At 63.2% G+C, this 17,908-nt stretch carries 17 protein-coding genes; all 17 read left to right on the top strand.

The features are described 5' to 3' along the window. Window positions 1–1,293, top strand: a 1,293-nt coding sequence (gene nuoF / locus VFB18_RS11490) for an NADH-quinone oxidoreductase subunit NuoF (protein ID WP_324975174.1), incomplete at its 5' end; no start/stop codon positions are given. A gap of 7 nt (window positions 1,294–1,300) precedes the next feature. Then, window positions 1,301–1,456: a hypothetical protein gene (locus VFB18_RS11485; RefSeq protein ID WP_324975171.1), complete on the top strand. Its 156-nt coding sequence runs from the start codon at window positions 1,301–1,303 to the stop codon at window positions 1,454–1,456. Next, the gene (locus VFB18_RS11480) at window positions 1,438–1,770 is read left to right on the top strand and encodes a hypothetical protein (RefSeq protein ID WP_324975169.1); all 333 of its coding nucleotides are present in this window, start codon (window positions 1,438–1,440) and stop codon (window positions 1,768–1,770) included. Before VFB18_RS11485 ends, VFB18_RS11480 begins: the two co-directional genes overlap by 19 nt. Further along, window positions 1,763–3,877, top strand: coding sequence for an NADH-quinone oxidoreductase subunit NuoG (gene nuoG / locus VFB18_RS11475; RefSeq protein ID WP_324975166.1), 2,115 nt, complete (start codon window positions 1,763–1,765; stop codon window positions 3,875–3,877). Before VFB18_RS11480 ends, nuoG begins: the two co-directional genes overlap by 8 nt. Then, window positions 3,870–4,892, top strand: a complete 1,023-nt coding sequence (nuoH, locus tag VFB18_RS11470; RefSeq protein WP_324975163.1) for an NADH-quinone oxidoreductase subunit NuoH — start codon at window positions 3,870–3,872, stop codon at window positions 4,890–4,892. The genes nuoG and nuoH overlap by 8 nt, the downstream gene beginning before the upstream one ends. 1 nt (window position 4,893) lies before the next feature. Next, entirely contained in the window at window positions 4,894–5,400 is a 507-nt protein-coding gene (gene nuoI, locus VFB18_RS11465) for an NADH-quinone oxidoreductase subunit NuoI (RefSeq protein ID WP_324975160.1), read from the top strand. Window positions 5,401–5,553: 153 nt separating this feature from the next. Beyond that, window positions 5,554–6,165 (top strand): NADH-quinone oxidoreductase subunit J, encoded by a 612-nt coding sequence (locus VFB18_RS11460; protein WP_324975157.1) that lies wholly within the window; start codon window positions 5,554–5,556, stop codon window positions 6,163–6,165. Further along, complete coding sequence (gene nuoK / locus VFB18_RS11455) at window positions 6,162–6,470, top strand: NADH-quinone oxidoreductase subunit NuoK (protein WP_324975154.1); 309 nt, start codon at window positions 6,162–6,164, stop codon at window positions 6,468–6,470. Before VFB18_RS11460 ends, nuoK begins: the two co-directional genes overlap by 4 nt. A 10-nt stretch (window positions 6,471–6,480) precedes the next feature. Beyond that, complete coding sequence (gene nuoL, locus VFB18_RS11450; RefSeq protein ID WP_324975151.1) at window positions 6,481–8,406, top strand: NADH-quinone oxidoreductase subunit L; 1,926 nt, start codon at window positions 6,481–6,483, stop codon at window positions 8,404–8,406. Then, a complete protein-coding gene (locus tag VFB18_RS11445; protein WP_324975148.1) occupies window positions 8,403–9,917 on the top strand; it encodes an NADH-quinone oxidoreductase subunit M in 1,515 nt (504 codons plus the stop codon). Before nuoL ends, VFB18_RS11445 begins: the two co-directional genes overlap by 4 nt. 13 nt (window positions 9,918–9,930) lie before the next feature. Continuing rightward, window positions 9,931–11,361 carry an NADH-quinone oxidoreductase subunit NuoN gene (nuoN, locus tag VFB18_RS11440; RefSeq protein ID WP_324975145.1) on the top strand — a complete coding sequence of 477 codons (1,431 nt, stop codon included), beginning with the start codon at window positions 9,931–9,933 and terminating at the stop codon, window positions 11,359–11,361. Further along, complete coding sequence (locus tag VFB18_RS11435) at window positions 11,361–12,137, top strand: biotin--[acetyl-CoA-carboxylase] ligase (protein WP_324975142.1); 777 nt, start codon at window positions 11,361–11,363, stop codon at window positions 12,135–12,137. The genes nuoN and VFB18_RS11435 overlap by 1 nt, the downstream gene beginning before the upstream one ends. A 17-nt stretch (window positions 12,138–12,154) precedes the next feature. Further along, window positions 12,155–13,840 (top strand): ribonuclease J, encoded by a 1,686-nt coding sequence (locus VFB18_RS11430; protein ID WP_324975140.1) that lies wholly within the window; start codon window positions 12,155–12,157, stop codon window positions 13,838–13,840. Between the two features lie 128 nt (window positions 13,841–13,968). Next, window positions 13,969–14,373, top strand: a complete 405-nt coding sequence (gene mce / locus VFB18_RS11425; RefSeq protein ID WP_324975137.1) for a methylmalonyl-CoA epimerase — start codon at window positions 13,969–13,971, stop codon at window positions 14,371–14,373. A gap of 3 nt (window positions 14,374–14,376) precedes the next feature. Beyond that, a complete protein-coding gene (locus tag VFB18_RS11420) occupies window positions 14,377–14,655 on the top strand; it encodes a DUF1467 family protein (protein ID WP_324975134.1) in 279 nt (92 codons plus the stop codon). Window positions 14,656–15,295: 640 nt separating this feature from the next. Beyond that, window positions 15,296–16,645 (top strand): proline--tRNA ligase, encoded by a 1,350-nt coding sequence (gene proS / locus VFB18_RS11415; RefSeq protein WP_324975131.1) that lies wholly within the window; start codon window positions 15,296–15,298, stop codon window positions 16,643–16,645. Beyond that, window positions 16,642–17,907 (top strand): lipoprotein-releasing ABC transporter permease subunit, encoded by a 1,266-nt coding sequence (locus VFB18_RS11410; RefSeq protein ID WP_324975128.1) that lies wholly within the window; start codon window positions 16,642–16,644, stop codon window positions 17,905–17,907. The genes proS and VFB18_RS11410 overlap by 4 nt, the downstream gene beginning before the upstream one ends. The last annotated feature ends 1 nt before the right edge of the window (window position 17,908 follow it).

Genomic DNA, 17,908 nt, shown 5'->3' with positions numbered 1-17,908 from the left:
GACAAGGACCGCATCTTCAAGAATCTCTACGGCCTGCACAGCTGGCACCTCAAGGCCGCGCGTGCGCGGGGCGCCTGGGACGGCACCAAGGAGATCATCGCGCGCGGGCACGAGAAGATCATCGAGGAGGTGAAGGCCTCCGGCTTGCGCGGCCGCGGCGGCGCCGGCTTTCCGACCGGACTGAAATGGTCGTTCATGCCGACCAAGTCAGACGGGCGTCCGAACTATCTCGTCGTCAACGCCGACGAGTCCGAGCCCGGCACATGCAAGGATCGCGACATCATGCGTCACGATCCGCAACTGCTGATCGAGGGCGCGTTCTTGGCCGCCTTCGCCATGCGGGCGCATACGGCCTATATCTACATCCGCGGCGAGTTCATCGCCGAACGCGAGATCCTCCAGACCGCGATCGACGAGGCCTACGACGCAAAGCTGATCGGCATGAACAACGCGAACGGCTGGGATTTCGATCTCTATCTCAGCCACGGGGCGGGGGCCTATATCTGCGGCGAAGAAACTGCGCTCCTAGAGAGCCTCGAAGGCAAGAAAGGCCAGCCGCGGCTGAAGCCGCCATTCCCGGCCAATGTCGGCCTCTATGGCGCGCCCTCCACCGTCAACAATGTCGAGACCATCGCCGTCGTCCCCGACATCCTGCGGCGCGGCGCGGCCTGGTTTGCCTCGCTCGGCCGCCCCAACAACACTGGCACCAAGCTCTTCTGCCTCTCCGGCCACGTGAACAAGCCGTGCAACGTCGAGGAGGAGATGGGTATCGAGCTGCGCGAATTGATCGATCATTATGCCGGTGGCGTGCGGGGCGGCTGGGACAATCTGCTCGCCGTGATTCCCGGCGGCTCCTCGGTTCCATGTATCCCGGCGAGCCAGTGCAACGATCTGCCCATGGATTTCGACAGCCTGAAGGCGCTCAAGACCGGCCTCGGCACCGCCGGGGTGATTGTCATGGACAAATCGACCGACATTATCCGCGCCATTTCCCGCCTGTCCTATTTCTACAAGCATGAATCCTGCGGCCAGTGCACGCCCTGCCGCGAGGGAACGGGGTGGATGTGGCGCGTGCTCGAGCGCATGGCACGCGGAGAGGCCGAGCTCGCCGAGATCGACATGCTGCTCAATGTCAGCTACCAGGTCGAAGGCCACACCATCTGCGCGCTCGGCGATGCCGCCGCTTGGCCGGTGCAGGGACTGATCCGCCATTTCCGCCACGTCATCGAGGAACGGATCAACGCCGGCGCTGCACGTCCCATCGGCCCCTCGGTTCCGGTTGCAGCGGAGTAGGGCATGCATGGGCTGGCTGTGGGACAATGCCGTAACGCTCGCGACCATCGTGATGGCCGCCGCGGCGGTTGCGGCGCTCGTCTATGCCCATCTTTCGATCACCGAGAACCGCGCAGCCGAACGCCGCGCCAACGCCAATGAATTGTGGAGAGAGAGATCCTGAGGCTCGCCTTCGATAACCCGAAGCTGTCAGACCCGACGCTCGGCCTCGCCAAATTCGATTACGAGGCCAAGACCATCGACGGCAGCCCCGAGTTGTTCCAGAAATACGAGATGTTCGTTGACACGATGTTGAATGCCAGCGAGGAAATCCTGGAGGTCTCGCCGACCAAGGAATGGAAGGCGTCGGTTCGCGTCCAGCTTCTTCCCCATCGGGCTTATCTCAAGTCGGCGCACTTCGTGAATTCGGGCTATCTCGATCAATACACCGCGAAGTTCCGCGGCTTCGTCGATGAGGCTTTGAACACTCATGCCTAAGCTCATCATCGACAATCGTGAGATCGAGGTGCCTGCCGGGATCACCTTGATTCAGGCGTGCGATCTGGCCGGGGTGGAGATCCCGCGCTTCTGCTATCACGAACGGCTGTCGATTGCCGGCAATTGCCGCATGTGCCTGGTCGAGGTGGCCGGCATGCCGAAGCCGGTGGCATCCTGCGCCATGAGCGTCAGCGACCTCAGGCCGAGCCGTGACGGCACGCCTCCCACCGTCATCACCAACTCTCCGACGGTCAAGAAAGCGCGCGAAGGCGTGCTCGAATTCCTGCTCATCAATCACCCGCTCGATTGCCCGATCTGCGACCAGGGCGGAGAATGCGACCTGCAGGATCAGGCCATGGCCTATGGCTTCGACGCCGGCCGCTTCCAGGACAACAAGCGCGCGGTCGAGGACAAATATCTCGGGCCCCTGATCGGCACCTTCATGACGCGCTGCATCCATTGCACGCGCTGCGTGCGCTTCATGACCGAGGTCGCGGGCGTCGAGGAACTCGGCGCCATCGGCCGCGGGGAAGACATGGAGATCACGACCTATCTCGAGCGTGGGTTCCTGTCGAACCTGTCCGGCAACGTGGTCGATCTCTGCCCCGTGGGCGCGCTCACCTCGAAGCCCTACGCCTTCATGGCGCGGCCCTGGGAGCTCACCAAGACTCCCTCGATCGACACCATGGATGCTTTGGGCTCCGCGATCCGCGTCGATGCCCGCGGGCGCGAGGTGTTGCGCATCCTGCCTCGCGTCAATGAGGCCATCAACGAAGAGTGGATTTCCGACAAGACCCGCCATGTGTGGGACGGCCTTCGCGCGCAACGCCTCGACCGGCCCTATGTGAGGCGGGATGGCAGGCTCGAGCCGACGAGCTGGGATGAGGCCTTCAAGGTCATAGCGGCCAAGCTCAAAAGCCTCGACGGCGCGCGCTTTGCGGCAATCGCCGGAGATCTCGCGGCTTGCGAGGAGATGTTTGCGCTCAAGCTCTTCGCGGGCGAACTCGGCTCGCCGAATATCGATTGCCGCCAGGACGGGGCGGCGCTCGATCCCGCTCTCGGCCGCGCCACCTATCTGTTCAATTCGACCATCGCCGGCATCGACAAGGCCGACGCCTTCCTCTTGGTCGGAACCGACCCGCGCAACGAAGCTCCCGTATTGAATGCGCGCATCCTCAAGCGATCGCACCAGAGCCAGGGGTGCATCCCGATTGGGCTGATCGGTGAGGCCGTCGATCTGACCTACGCCTATGCCCATCTCGGCGCGGGTCCCGAGACCCTGGCCATGATCGCCGACGGAAGCCACGCGTTCCTGAAGAAAGTCGAGAGCGCCGAGCGGCCCATGCTGATCCTCGGGCAGGGGGCTCTTGCCCGGCCCGACGGCGCGGCCGTGCTCGCGCTTGCCGCCAAGGCCGCCGAAGCGATGGGCGCGATCAAGCCGGGAATCGCCTGGAACGGTTTCAACGTCTTGCACAGCGCCGCCGGGCGCGTGGGAGGCCTCGACCTCGGCTTCGTGCCGGGAAGGGGCGGCCTCGATGTCGAGGGGGTGCTGGCCGCGGCTGCGAGAGGCAAGATCGACGCAGTCTATCTTCTCGGCGCCGACGAGTTCGACATGGAGCGGCTGGGCGAGGCGTTTGTCATCTATCAGGGAAGCCACGGCGATAAAGGCGCCCATCGCGCCGACGTGATCCTCCCCGGCGCGGCCTACACCGAGAAGGAGGGCACCTACGTCAACACCGAAGGGCGCCCGCAGATGACGGCGCGCGCCGTATTTCCCCCGGGACAAGCGCGCGAGGACTGGAAGATCATCCGCGCGCTCTCCGGCGCCCTTGGGCGGCCGCTGCCGTTCGACACCGTGCAGCAGCTTCGCGCAAAAATGTATGAGGCTTGCCCGCATCTCGCCCTGATCGATCTCGTCGAGCAGGCGGATGCGTCCGCAATCGAGCGGCTCGCCAAGACGCCTGGCAAGGTGGACAAGGACCGCTTCGGCCGCGCCATCGAGGATTTCTACCTGACCAACCCGATCGCGCGCGCTTCCGCCATCATGGCCAATTTAAGCGCGCTTCATGCGCGTGCGAACCTCAGGGCTACCGGCACCCATGGCTGAATTCTGGACGAGCTATGGCCTGCCCTTTGCTCTGATCGTGGCGCAGTCGCTCGCCATCCTGGTCACGCTGCTCATCATCGTCGCCTTCCTGCTCTATGCCGACCGCAAGGTCTGGGCCGCGGTGCAGCTCAGGCGCGGGCCGAACGTCGTCGGGCCTTGGGGGCTGTGGCAGTCCTTCGCCGATCTCCTCAAATTCGTCTTCAAGGAGCCGATCATTCCGGCGGGCGCCAACAAGGGCATCTTCCTCATGGCGCCGCTGGTTACCGCAGGCCTCGCGCTCTCGGCCTGGGCGGTCATCCCCGTCGCGAAGGATTGGGAGGTCGCCAACCTCAATGTCGGCATCCTCTACATCTTCGCAATCTCGAGCCTGCAGGTCTACGGCGTGATCATGGCGGGCTGGGCGTCGAACTCCAAATACGCCTTCCTCGCCGCGCTAAGGTCGGCGGCGCAAATGGTCTCCTACGAGGTGTCGATCGGCTTCGTCATCATCACCGTCCTGCTGTGCGCTGGCTCGCTCAATCTCGGCGACATCGTCGAGGCGCAGAACGGTCGCTTCGGCCTATTCAACTGGTATTGGCTGCCGCTTTTGCCGATGTTCGTTGTGTTTCTGGTGTCTGCTCTCGCCGAAACCAACCGCCCGCCTTTCGACCTGCTCGAAGCCGAATCCGAGCTCGTCGCAGGCTTCATGGTCGAATATTCGTCGACCCCCTATATGCTTTTCATGCTCGGCGAATACGTCGCCGTGGTTCTGATGTGCGGGCTCGGCACCGTCCTCTTCCTGGGCGGTTGGCTGCCGCCCTTCCCGGTGCCGCCCTTCACCTGGATACCGGGCGTGATATGGTTCACCTTGAAGGCCTGCTTCCTGTTCTTCCTGTTCGCCATGGTCAAGGCCATGGTGCCGCGCTATCGCTACGACCAGCTGATGCGACTCGGTTGGAAGGTATTCCTGCCGCTCTCGCTCGCCATGGTGGTCATCGTAGCGGCGATGTTGCAGCTCTGGCAGCATGGAGCCTGAGGTGGAGAGCTTAACTTTCAAGCGCCTCGCGACGGCGGCCAAGTCGATGCTGCTGACGGAGTTTCTGTCGGCCTTTTGGCTCGCCATGAAGTACTTCGTGGCGCCGAAGCCCACCATCAACTATCCCTTCGAGAAGGGCGCCCTGTCGCCGAGGTTCCGCGGCGAGCATGCGCTCAGGCGCTATCCGAACGGGGAGGAGCGCTGCATCGCCTGCAAACTCTGCGAAGCGATCTGTCCGGCGCAAGCCATCACCATCGAGGCGGGTCCACGCCGGAACGATGGCACCCGGCGGGCCACGCGTTATGACATCGACATGGTGAAGTGCATCTATTGCGGCTTCTGCCAGGAGGCCTGCCCGGTCGACGCCATTGTCGAGGGACCGAATTTCGAGTTCGCGACCGAGACGCGCGAGGAGCTCTATTACGACAAAGAGCGCCTGCTGGCGAACGGCGACCGCTGGGAGCGCGAGATCGCCAAGAACCTCGCGCTCGATGCGCCTTACCGGTGAGGGGTCAGTTGCGGTATTGTCCAACCCATCCGCTGTCATGCCCGGCCTTGTGCCGGGCATCCACGTTTTGCTGGCTCTCCTGCAACGTAAATCGTGGGTGGCCGGGTTAAGCCCGGCCATGACCAACAACATAGTCTGGGCGACGAATTTCGCATGATCCTGCAGGCGCTGTTCTTCTATCTCTTCGCGATCCTGTGCGTGGGCGCGGCCTTCATGGTCATGGCCGTCAAGAACCCCGTTCACGCCGTGCTGTTCCTGATCTTCGCCTTCTTCAACGCGGCGGGCCTATTCGTCCTGCTCGGGGCCGAGTTCCTGGCTATGATCCTCGTCGTGGTCTATGTCGGCGCCGTGCTCGTTCTCTTCCTCTTCGTGGTGATGATGCTCGACGTCGACTTCGCCGAGCTCCGCGCGGGCTTCCTCAAATATCTGCCGATCGGCGCGACCATCGGCCTCCTGCTTTTGGTCGAGCTCGTTCTCATCGTCGGCGCGTGGGTCACGGCGCCAGAAATTGCGGCCCAATCACCGACGCCGCCGCTCGCGCAGGTGAGCAATACTGCGGCGCTCGGCGCGATCCTCTATACGCGCTACGTCTATCTGTTCGAGGCGGCGGGCTTGATCCTGCTCGTGGCCATGGTCGGCGCCATCGTGCTCACGCTTCAGCATCGACGCGACGTCAAGCGTCAGTCCGTGGCGGCACAGGTCGGCCGCACGCGCGAGGAGGGCGTCGAATTGGTCCATGTCGAATCGGGGAGGGGCCTCAGATGACCATCGGCCTCACGCATTACCTCACAGTGGCGGCAATTCTGTTCACGCTCGGCATCTTCGGCATCTTCCTGAACCGCAAGAACGTGATCGTCATCCTGATGAGCATCGAGCTGATGCTGCTCGCGGTGAACCTCAATCTCGTTGCCTTCTCCTCGTTCCACGCCGATCTCGTTGGCCAGGTCTTCGCGCTGATCGTGCTGACCGTCGCGGCGGCAGAGGCCGCCATCGGACTCGCCATCGTCGTCGTCTATTTCCGCAACCGCCGTACCATCGACGTGGCGGAAATCGATCTTCTCAAGGGCTGAGCAAGAGCGCATGTATCAGGCCATCCTTTTCCTTCCTCTGCTCGGCGCGATCTTCGCCGGATTCTTCGGCCGGCTCGTCGGCGCGCGTGCCTCTGAGGTCGTCACGACCACGCTCGTTCTGGTCACGGCGCTCCTCTCCTATCTCGCCTTCTACCAAGTGGCGTTCCAGGGTCAGGAGGAGCGCATCGAGCTCCTGCGCTGGGTCGACTCGGGCGCGCTCAAATCCGCCTGGTCGCTCAGGATCGACACGCTGACCGCGGTCATGCTGGTCGTGGTGACCACCGTCTCAGGCCTCGTGCATCTCTACTCCATCGGCTACATGGAGGAGGACCCCGGGCGGCCGCGCTTCTTCGCCTATCTCTCTCTGTTTACCTTCGCCATGCTGGCGCTGGTCACGGCCAACGACTTCCTCCAGCTGTTCTTCGGCTGGGAGGGCGTGGGGCTCGCCTCCTATCTCCTGATCGGCTTCTGGTACCACAAGCCCTCGGCCTGCAATGCCGCCATCAAAGCCTTCATCGTCAACCGCGTCGGCGATTTCGGCTTCGCGCTCGGCATCTTCGCCGCCTTCACCTTGTTCAACTCGATCGAGTACGACACGGTGTTCGCCTCGGCGCCGGCGGCGGTCGGCAAGACGATGGAATTCTTGGGCTACCAGGTCGATGCGCTCACGCTCATTTGCCTCCTCCTGTTCATGGGCGCGATGGGCAAGTCGGCGCAATTCCTGCTGCACACGTGGCTGCCGGATGCGATGGAAGGCCCGACCCCGGTCTCGGCGCTGATCCATGCCGCGACCATGGTGACGGCTGGCGTGTTCATGGTGGCGCGACTATCGCCGCTATTCGAGCTTGCGCCTATCGCGCTCGCCTTCGTCACCATCATCGGCGCCACCACCGCCTTCTTCGCCGCGACCGTCGGCCTGGTGCAGACCGACATCAAGCGCGTGGTCGCCTATTCGACCTGCTCGCAACTCGGCTACATGTTCGCGGCCGAAGGCGTCGGCAATTACGGCGCCGGCATCTTCCACCTCTTCACCCACGCCTCGTTCAAGGCGCTTCTGTTCTTGGGCGCTGGTGCCGTGATCCACGCGCTCCATCACGAGCAGGACATGCGCCGCATGGGCGGCCTGCGCAAGGTTCTGCCCTTTACTTTCGTTGTGATGCTGATTGGAACGCTGTCGCTGACCGGCTTCCCGTTCACCGCAGGCTTCGTCTCCAAGGACGCCATCATCGAGGCGACCTATGCCGCGCACACGCCGGTTGGCAATTATGCCTTCGTGCTGACGCTGACCGCCGCCGCGCTCACCTCGTTCTACTCCTGGCGGCTGATGTTCCTTGTCTTCGAGGGCAAGCCGCGCGAGCCGAAGGACGTGCTCGCGCATGCGCACGAGCCGCCCTGGACCATGGGCCTGCCCCTCGTGCTGCTGGCGGGCGGCGCGCTCCTCAGCGGCGTGCTGTTCTCCCATTTCTTCATCGGAACAGGCCAAGCCGAGTTCTGGCGCGGATCGCTTGTCATCCATGAGGAGGCGCACCACGTGGTCCCCGACTGGGTGATCTTCGCACCGACGCTCGCCATGGCCGCGGGCTTCGCCGTCGCCTGGTACTTCTATATCACCAACCCGCTCGTGCCCTTCGGCCTCGCCAAGCGCTTCCGCGGTGCCTACCTCTTCCTGCTCAACGCCTGGTATTTCGACGCGCTCTACGATTTTCTGTTCGTGCGCCCGGCGAAGCGGCTCGGCCGCTTCCTGTGGAAGACGGGCGACGGCGCCATTATCGACGGTATCGGGCCCGACGGCATCTCGGCGCGGGTCATCGACATCGCCAACCGCGCCATCAAGCTTCAGTCCGGCTACATCTACCACTACGCCTTCGCCATGCTGATCGGCGTGGCGGCGATCATCACCTATTTCCTGTTCGCGGGCGGAGGCTTAAAGCCGTGAGCTATTCCTGGCCGATCCTCTCGACCGTCACCTTCCTGCCGCTGCTCGGCGCATTCCTGATCGGACTCCTGCGCGGTGGCGATGAGAGCACCTTCCGCAACGCACGCTTCATCGCGCTGTGGACGACGCTGATTACCTTTGGCCTCTCGCTCATCCTGTGGCGCGATTTCGATCAGACCACGGCCCAGTTCCAGTTCGTCGAGCTCCGGCCCTGGCTCGGTCCGATCAGCTATCACATGGGCATCGACGGCATCTCCATGCCGTTCGTGCTGCTCACCACCTTCCTGATGCCGCTTTGCATTCTCGCGAGCTGGGTGGCCATCAGCGCACGGGTGAAGGAGTACATGATCGCCTTCCTCGTGCTCGAGACGCTGATGCTCGGCGTGTTCACCTCGCTTGACCTCGTTCTGTTCTATCTCTTCTTCGAGGGCGGCCTGATCCCGATGTTCCTCATCATCGGCATCTGGGGCGGACAGCGCCGCGTCTATGCGAGCTTCAAGTTCTTCCTCTACACGCTGGCCGGCTCCCTGCTGATGCTGCTCGCCATCATGGCGATATACTGGGAGGCGCGCACGACCGACATTCCGGTGCTGCTTACCCACGGCTTCCCGCCCGAAATGCAGACCTGGCTCTGGTTCGCCTTCCTCGCCTCCTTCGCGGTGAAGCTGCCGATGTGGCCGGTCCATACCTGGCTGCCGGACGCCCATGTTGAGGCGCCGACAGCGGGCTCGGTCATCCTTGCCGGCATTCTCCTGAAGATGGGCGGCTACGGCTTCTTGCGTTTCTCAATCCCGATGTTCCCGCTCGCTTCGGCCGATTATGCGCCTCTCATTTTCGCGCTTTCGATCGTCGCCATCATCTACACCTCGCTCGTCGCGCTGGCCCAGGAAGACATGAAGAAGCTGATCGCCTATTCATCGGTCGCGCATATGGGCTTCGTCACCATCGGCGTGTTCACCCTCACCATGCAGGGCTTGCAAGGCGGCATCTTCCAGATGCTGTCGCACGGCATCGTCTCGGCCGCGCTCTTCCTGTGCGTCGGCGTGATCTACGACCGCATGCACACGCGCGAGATCGCGGCCTTCGGCGGGCTCGCCGACCGCATGCCGATCTACGCCTTCTGCTTCATGGTGTTTACCCTCGCCAATGTCGGCCTCCCCGGCACGAGCGGCTTCATCGGCGAGTTCTTGAGCCTGACCGGAGCGTTCCGCATCAACACCTGGGTTGCGTTCTTGGCTACGACCGGTGTGATCCTGTCGGCGGCCTACGCGCTTTACCTCTACCGCCGCGTCATTTTCGGCAAACTCGAGAAGGCGAGCCTCAAATTCATCGCCGATCTCAGCTTGCGCGAGGTGGCAATCATGACGCCACTCATCGCGCTCACCATCTTGTTCGGCGTCTATCCGGCACCGATCCTCGATGCCTCGGCCGTGTCGGTCGATCAATTGATCAAGAGCTATCACGCGAGCCTCGCCGCCGCCGAGCAAGCGCGGCTCGCTCTGGTGCCTTGAGGAGCAAGGACCCGTGCCCGAAGCGCTCAACCTCCAAGTCGCGCTCCCCGAGCTGATCCTCAGCTGCGGTGCGTTGGCCCTGCTTATGCTAGGCGTCGCAACCAAACGCGAGCGAGGCGAACTGATATTGTGGCTTACGATCCTGCTCCTCGTCGTCGCCGGCGGGTTCGTCGCGGGCGGCGAGGGGTCCGCGACCCTGTTCCACGGGAGCTTCATCGTCGATCCGTTTGCCCGGATAATGAAGCTTCTGACGCTCATCGGCGCCGCCGCGACGCTTCTCATGTCGATCGACTATTGGCGTGGCGCCGGAGGCCTGAAGTTCGAGTTCCCCATCCTCGTCCTGCTCGCCACGACCGGCATGATGATGATGATCTCGGCCAACGATCTCATCTCGCTCTATGTCGGCCTCGAGCTGCAAAGCCTCGCGCTGTATGTGGTTGCCGCCTTCAACCGCGACTCCGCACGCTCCGCCGAGGCTGGCCTCAAATATTTCGTGCTCGGCGCGCTCTCCTCCGGAATGCTTCTCTACGGCGCGTCACTCGTCTACGGCTTTACCGGCACCACCGACTTCGCCGCCATCGCCGCCGCGGTGCAGCCGTCCGGCGAGAATATCGGGCTTATCTTCGGCCTAGTCTTCCTGATGGCGGGCTTCGCCTTCAAGATCTCTGCCGTGCCCTTCCACATGTGGACCCCCGACGTCTACGAGGGGGCGCCGACGCCGGTGACGGCCTTCTTCGCCGCAGCCCCGAAGCTAGCCGCCATGGCCCTCACCGTGCGCGTTCTGATCTCGGCTTTCCCCGCGGTGACCGTCCAGTGGCAACAGATCGTTACCTTCCTCGCCATCGCCTCTATGGCGCTCGGCTCGTTTGCCGCCATCGGCCAAACCAACATCAAGCGGCTGATGGCCTACAGCTCGATCGGTCATATGGGCTACGCGCTGGTTGGACTCGCAGCCGGAAACGCCGAAGGCGTCCAGGGCGTGATCATTTATCTCGCCATTTACCTCGCCATGACGCTCGGCACCTTCGCCTGCATCCTCGCCATGCGCCGCGACGGGAAAATGGTCGAGGACATCGACCAGCTCTCAGGCCTCTCGCGCACCAGCCCGGGCATGGCCTTCCTCTTGGCAATGCTACTCTTTTCGCTCGCCGGCATTCCGCCCCTTGCGGGCTTCTTCGCCAAGTTCTACGTGTTCCTCGCCGCTATCCACGCCGGGCTCTATGCGCTCGCCGTCATCGGAGTCCTGTTAAGTGTCGTGGGTGCGTATTATTATCTTCGCATCGTCAAGATCATGTATTTCGACGCCCCTGCCGAACGTTTCGAGCCCATGGACGCTTCTTTGGCGGCCGTGCTGGGCGTGAGCGGCGTGGTCGTTTTGCTCTTTTTCCTCTATCCGGCGCCCTTGGTTGCGCTTGCAGGAGAGGCCGCTAAGTCTCTGTTCTAATGAGCTTTATTTCTTCGCCATCGCCGAAATTGCCGAGCGGCTACCGGCTGCTCCGGATGGAGACGGTCGACTCCACAAACGCCGAGGCTAGGCGTCGCGCCCTTGCGGGCGAGCCCGGGCCCTTGTGGATCTGGTCGGCGCGTCAGTCTCAGGGCCGCGGCCGTGGCGGGCGCGAGTGGGTATCCAAGCACGGCAATCTCTTCGCGAGCCTTCTGATCGGATTTAACTGTCCGCTCAGGGTGGCCGGCCAGCTTGCGCTCCTTGCCGGGATCATCACTTTCGACACCATCGCCAAGCTGATCGCCTATGAGGGCCGCTCGGAAATCCTCCTGAAATGGCCCAACGACATTCTGCTCGCCAACGAGAAAGTTGCCGGCATGCTCCTGGAGAATGTCGGAGCGCCCAACGACAGCCGCTCGGTCGTGGTGATCGGCACCGGCATCAATCTCGCGAGCCACCCTGAGAACCTTCCCCAACCGGCCGTGAGCCTCGCTACCTACGGCATGACCGTGACGCCAGCCGATGCCCTTGAGACGCTCGCCGCAACCACGCATGAGTGGCTTTCGCGCTGGGGTGAGGGGTCTTGCTTCCCCACCATCCGCCGCGCCTGGCTTGATCGAGCCGGTCCCGTGGGTCGTCCCTTGACGGTGCGCGTGGGCAGCCAGGAGGTCGAGGGTGCCTATGGCGGGCTCGATTCCGAGGGAGCGCTCAGGCTTTTCATGCCCGACGGCGGCGAATACCGCGTCACTGCGGGCGATGTCTTCTTCAGGCGGTGAGAGCCAGAACCCGCGACATGTCACGGAAATCGAACGGAAAGGGGGCCGAATTCGTCTTCGTCCCACTCGGCGGCGTGGGCGAGATCGGCATGAATCTCTATCTCTACGGTTACGGCCCCGAGGACGACCGCGAATGGCTCGTCGTCGACATGGGCGTGACCTTCGGCAGCGAGTCCGAGCCAGGCGTCGACGTTATCCTTCCCGACATCAGCTTCCTTGCCGAGGAGAAGCGCAATATCGCGGGCCTCCTCCTGACCCATGCGCATGAGGATCATTTCGGCGCCGTGGTCGACCTCTGGCCGCAGCTCGGGGGGGTGCCGGTCTACGCCACGCCCTTCACCGCCGAAATGCTGAAGTCCAAACTCTCCGAGATGGGAATTGCCGACAGCTTCCCGCTCAACCTCATGCCGCTCGGCGACCGCCGCTCAATCGGCCCGTTCGATGTCGAGCTCGTCAGCATGTCGCATTCGATCCCCGAGCCGTCGGCGGTCGTGATCCGGACGCCGCTCGGCGCCGCGCTGCACACCGGCGACTGGAAGCTCGACGAGAATCCTTTGACCTCCGCGCCGACCGACGAGGCCCGGCTCAGGGCGCTCGGCGAGGACGGGCTTGCCGCGCTCATCTGCGACTCGACCAACGCGGTGCGTGACGGCGTGTCTCCGTCCGAGGCGGATGTCGCTGTGGCACTCAACCGCCTCATCGGCGAGGCGCGCGGGCGCGTCGCGGTCACTACCTTTGCCTCGAATGTCGCCCGCTTGCGTTCGGTCGTGAACGCCACCCGCGCCGCCGGCCGCGAGCTCGTGGTCGTTGGCCGCGCCATGTACCGCGTCATCGAGGCGGCGCAGGCGACCGGCTATCTCGACAAGGATCTCTCCTTCCACGACGAGACAGTTTTCGCCAAGCTGCCGCCGCACAAGGTCGTGGCGCTCTGCACCGGGAGCCAGGGCGAGCCCCGCGCTGCCATGGCCCGCATCGCCCAAGGCGAGCATCCCAACGTCGAGCTCGATCCGGGTGATCGCGTGATCTTCTCATCGCGGACCATCCCCGGTAACGAACGGGCCGTCTCGCGCGTCCTGAACGGACTTGCCGATCTTGCCGTGGAAGTCATTACCGACCAGGAGGCGCCGGTTCACGTCTCAGGTCATCCCCGCCGCGGCGAGCTCGAGCAACTCTATAGTTGGGTCAAGCCGAAGATCGCTATTCCCATGCACGGCGAGGGCAGGCATCTCGAAGCCCATGCCAAGCTCGCCGAGCGGCTTGGCGTGACGGAGGTCGTTCGAGCGCGTAACGGCGCCATGGTGAGGCTCCTCCCGGGACCTGCCGCGATCATCGACGAGGTTCCGGTCGGGCGGCTTTATCGCGACGGCATGATCCTGACCCGCGAGGGCGACGGCCAGGTGCGCGAGCGGCGCAAGCTGAGTTTCGCCGGCTCGGTCGCCGTGTCGCTCGTGATGTCGGACAAGGGAGCGCTGCTCGCCGAGCCGGAGGTTGCGGTGACCGGCTTGCCCGTGACCGACACGCAAGGGACGCCGTTCGCGACCATCGCCCGGGAGGCTGCCATCGGCACCATCGAAAGCATCCCCAAGCCGCGACGGAAGGATCCGGCTCTCGTCAGCGAAGCGGTGCGCCGTTCGGTACGTGCGGCCGTCAACCAGGCCTGGGGCAAGAAGCCGATGTGTTCGGTTCTTCTGACCGTGATCTAAGCGGGCCGAGCATTTGCGCTTTTTCTCTTGTCACTGCCTGGCCAGTCCGGGCAATTCAGTTCTGAATAGAGGGGAGAGCGTGATTACCAGGACCCCGCTCTGGCGGAAGTACCGTAGGAGTTTGTTTGATGATCGGCCGCTTGAACCACGTCGCCATCGCCGTGCCCGACTTGAAGGCCGCGACGGACGTCTACCGCAACACGCTCGGCGCAAAGGTCTCCGAGGAGGTTGATCAGCCCGAGCATGGCGTGACCACCGTGTTCATCGAGCTGCCCAACACCAAGATCGAGCTGCTCGGCGTGCTTGGTGACAAGTCTCCTATCGCCGGCTTCCTCGAGCGGAACCCGAATGGCGGCATCCATCATCTCTGCTACGAAGTCCCCGATATCAAGGCCGCGCGCGACCGGCTCGTGGCGCAAGGCGCGCGCGTTCTTGGCCAGGGCGACCCCAAGATCGGCGCCCACGGGAAGCCGGTCCTGTTCCTTCACCCCAAGGATTTCTGCGGCACGCTCGTCGAGCTCGAGGAGGCATAGGCCGTGACCTTCGCCTTCGCCGTCTCCATGTACCTTGTGATCTGGTGGATCGTGCTGTTCGCCATGCTGCCGATCGGCGTGCGCACGCCGGAGGAAGAGGGAGAGAGCACGGTCCCAGGCACGCCCGAGAGCGCGCCGCACACGCCACACCTCTTGCCGAAGATGGTCGCAACCACCATCGTCTCGAGCATCGTATTCGCGGTGCTCTACCTGATCATCGCCGAGCGCGTGATCACGATCGATGATATCCCGTTCTTCCCGCGCTACGAGCACGTTCAGTAAGGCGCAACGGCCGGGTCCGGGCGCCGGACAAAAAAAAGCAAGGCCGAATCGACCTTGCTTCAGTAACGCGACTCCTTATCTCCGCTGCCTAGCGAGGCTCGTCCGTTGATATGAAAGATCGAGGATGCAGGCAGAAAAGCGGCTGCGCCCATGCTCCTACATGTTCAGCGCGCCTGGAGTTACTTCCTCCCAAGACTTGGACCTGGTCCAATCTCAACGCTCGAACCCGAGATCGTCACCGGTCCCGAACTCTTAAGACGTTGTAGCGCGAACCCTAGCCGAGCCGTGCCAAATTGTCACCATCATTGTAGCTCGCCGCCGCTGATTTATGCGCGTCTTCCCCCTTGACAAAATCGCATTGCCCGGAACCGGTTCGAAACCAAGCGTTCTTGCTGCGGCGAATTGCGGCGGGTTTTGCCTGCGAAATAGGCAAAATCTTTTCGGGCCATGGAAGGTCTGGGGGGACAAGGGAGACTGAGCCAGCCGTGAAAAGCCTATGCAGGCCAGGTGGCGAGGATTGCCTCGCCTCGTCAAACCGGGTTATTAGCCGCCTCAAGAGGGTGGGCGAGGGAGAAAAGGCCTTCCCATTCATCGGACAATCCGAACGGGCGGAGAACCGCCGCAACACCCGAAAGCCCCGATGCGCTTCAGCCGCTATTTCCTGCCGCTGCTCCGCGACGACCCCAAGGAAGCGGAGATCACCTCGCATAGGCTGATGCTTCGCGCGGGCCTCATCCGCCAAGCGAGCGCCGGCATTTATTCCTGGCTGCCTCTCGGCTTCAAGGTCCTACACAAGATCGAGCAGATCGTGCGCGAGGAGCAGGACCGCGCCGGCGCCCTCGAGCTCCTGATGCCGACCATTCAGTCGGCTGAGCTATGGAAGGAGAGCGGCCGCTACGAGGCCTACGGCAAGGAGATGCTCCGCATCTCCGACCGGCACGAGCGGGAGATGCTATACGGCCCCACCAATGAGGAGCTGATCACCGCGATCTTCCGCGACGCGGTGAAGTCCTACAAGGACTTGCCGCGCATTCTCTACCACATCCAATGGAAGTTCCGCGACGAGATCAGGCCGCGCTTCGGCGTGATGCGCGGGCGCGAGTTTCTCATGAAGGACTCTTATTCCTTCGACCTGACCGTCGACGACGCGCGCAAATCCTACAACAAGATGTTCGTCTCCTATTTGCGCACCTTCGCACGCATGGGGCTGAAATCGATTCCCATGGTCGCCGAGACCGGTCCGATCGGCGGCAATCTCAGCCACGAGTTCATCATCCTCGCCGACACCGGCGAGAGCGAGGTCCACTGCCACCGGGACCTCATTGCGCTCGAGCCGCCAGGCGCCGATATCGACTACGACGGCGACCTCTCACCGATCGTCGAGGCCTTTACGTCGAAATATGCCGCGACCGAAGAGAAGCACGAAGCCGAGCGCTTCCTCAAAGAGGTCCGAGAAGAGGACCGCGTCACGGCGCGCGGCATCGAGGTCGGCCACATCTTCTTCTTCGGCACGAAATACTCGGAATCGATGGGAGCCCGCGTGCAGGGTCCCGACGGCGAACTCATTACGGTGCAGATGGGCTCCTACGGGATCGGCGTCTCGCGCCTGGTCGGCGCTATCATCGAGGCCTCTCACGACGAGGCGGGGATCATCTGGCCGAAATCGGTCGCCCCTTTCGATCTCGGACTTATCAACGTGAAGGTCGGCGATCCGGCGACGGACAAGGCTTGCGAGGACCTCTATGCGAGACTCGAGGCCGCGGGCTTAAGCGTCCTCTTCGACGACCGGGATGAGCGGGCGGGGGCCAAATTCGCCGCTATGGACTTGATTGGGCTACCTTTTCAGCTCGTCGTCGGCCCCAAGGGGCTTGCTTCCGGCGAGGTCGAGCTCAAGGAGCGGGCGACCGGCGCCCGCCATAGTCTTACCTTCGATTCCGCCTTCAATCGGCTTCTCGCATCACAGGCCGAGACGAAGAGGCAAGCTTCATGAGCGCACAGCACGGCACGCGGGCGTTTGCTCCGTTCGAATGGATGGTGGCCCTTCGCTATCTGCGGGCCCGGCGCAAGGAGGGCTTCATCTCGGTCATCGCCGGCTTCTCCTTCATCGGCATCACGCTCGGCGTGGCGACTCTGATCATCGTCATGGCCGTGATGAACGGCTTCCGCCAGGAGCTGTTCGACAAGATGCTCGGGCTGAATGGCCACGTCGTGGTGCACAGCCTTTCCAACTTCAATGACTTTGACGACGTGGCGAACCGCATCCGCAACGTTCCCGGCGTCAAATATGCTCTGCCGCTCGTCGAAGGGCAGGTGTTGATCACCACTCCCAACACCTCGAGCGGCGCGCTCGTGCGGGGCTTGCGCGAGCACGACTTGAAGGAGCTCAAAGCGGTCTCGACCAATATTCGTTTCGGCACGCTCGACAATTTCGACACGCAGCCGGGCGTGGCGCTCGGCAGCCGCCTTGCCAACGAGCTCAACGTGAGGGTCGGCGATCAGGTCTCGCTGATCACCCCGCGGGGCGCTGCCACCGCCCTCGGCACCGCGCCGCGCGTGAAACGCTATCCCGTCGTCGCAATCTTCGAGATCGGCATGTCGGAATATGACGCAAGCATTTTGTTCATGCCGCTGCACGAGGCGCAGCTCTATTTCAATCAGCCGGACAGCGTCACCGTGCTCGAAGTCGTGCTCGATTCACCCGACGAGGTGGGCGCGGTTTCGCCGAAGATCATCAGCGCCGGAGGCCCGAGCATCTATGTCAGCGACTGGCGTCAGCGGAACGCGACTTTCTTCACCGCGCTTCAGGTCGAACGCAACGTGATGTTCCTCATCCTCGCACTTATCGTCCTGGTGGCGGCGCTGAACATCATCTCGGGCCTCATCATGCTGGTGAAGGACAAGGGTCACGACATCGCCATTCTGCGCACCATGGGAGCGACGCGCGCAGCGATCATGCGCATCTTCTTTATCACCGGCGCCTCGATCGGCATCGTCGGCACGGTCGCGGGCTTCCTGCTCGGTGTGGTCGTCTGTCTCAACATCGAACGGCTACGCGAGCTGATCGGTTGGTTGACCGACACCGATCTTTTCGCGCCCGAACTCTATTATCTCTCGCAATTGCCGGCCGAGATGGACTCGGGCGAGACGGCGTCGGTGGTGATCATGGCGCTGGCGCTGTCGATCCTCGCCACGCTCTACCCCTCGTGGCGGGCATCGCGGCTCGACCCGGTCGAAGCCCTGCGCTACGAGTAGG

The organism is Methyloceanibacter sp., assembly GCF_035650995.1.
Taxonomy (GTDB): domain Bacteria; phylum Pseudomonadota; class Alphaproteobacteria; order Rhizobiales; family Methyloligellaceae; genus Methyloceanibacter.
Note: the sequence above shows the minus strand (reverse complement) of the source record. Positions and strands in the feature narration are given on the sequence as shown.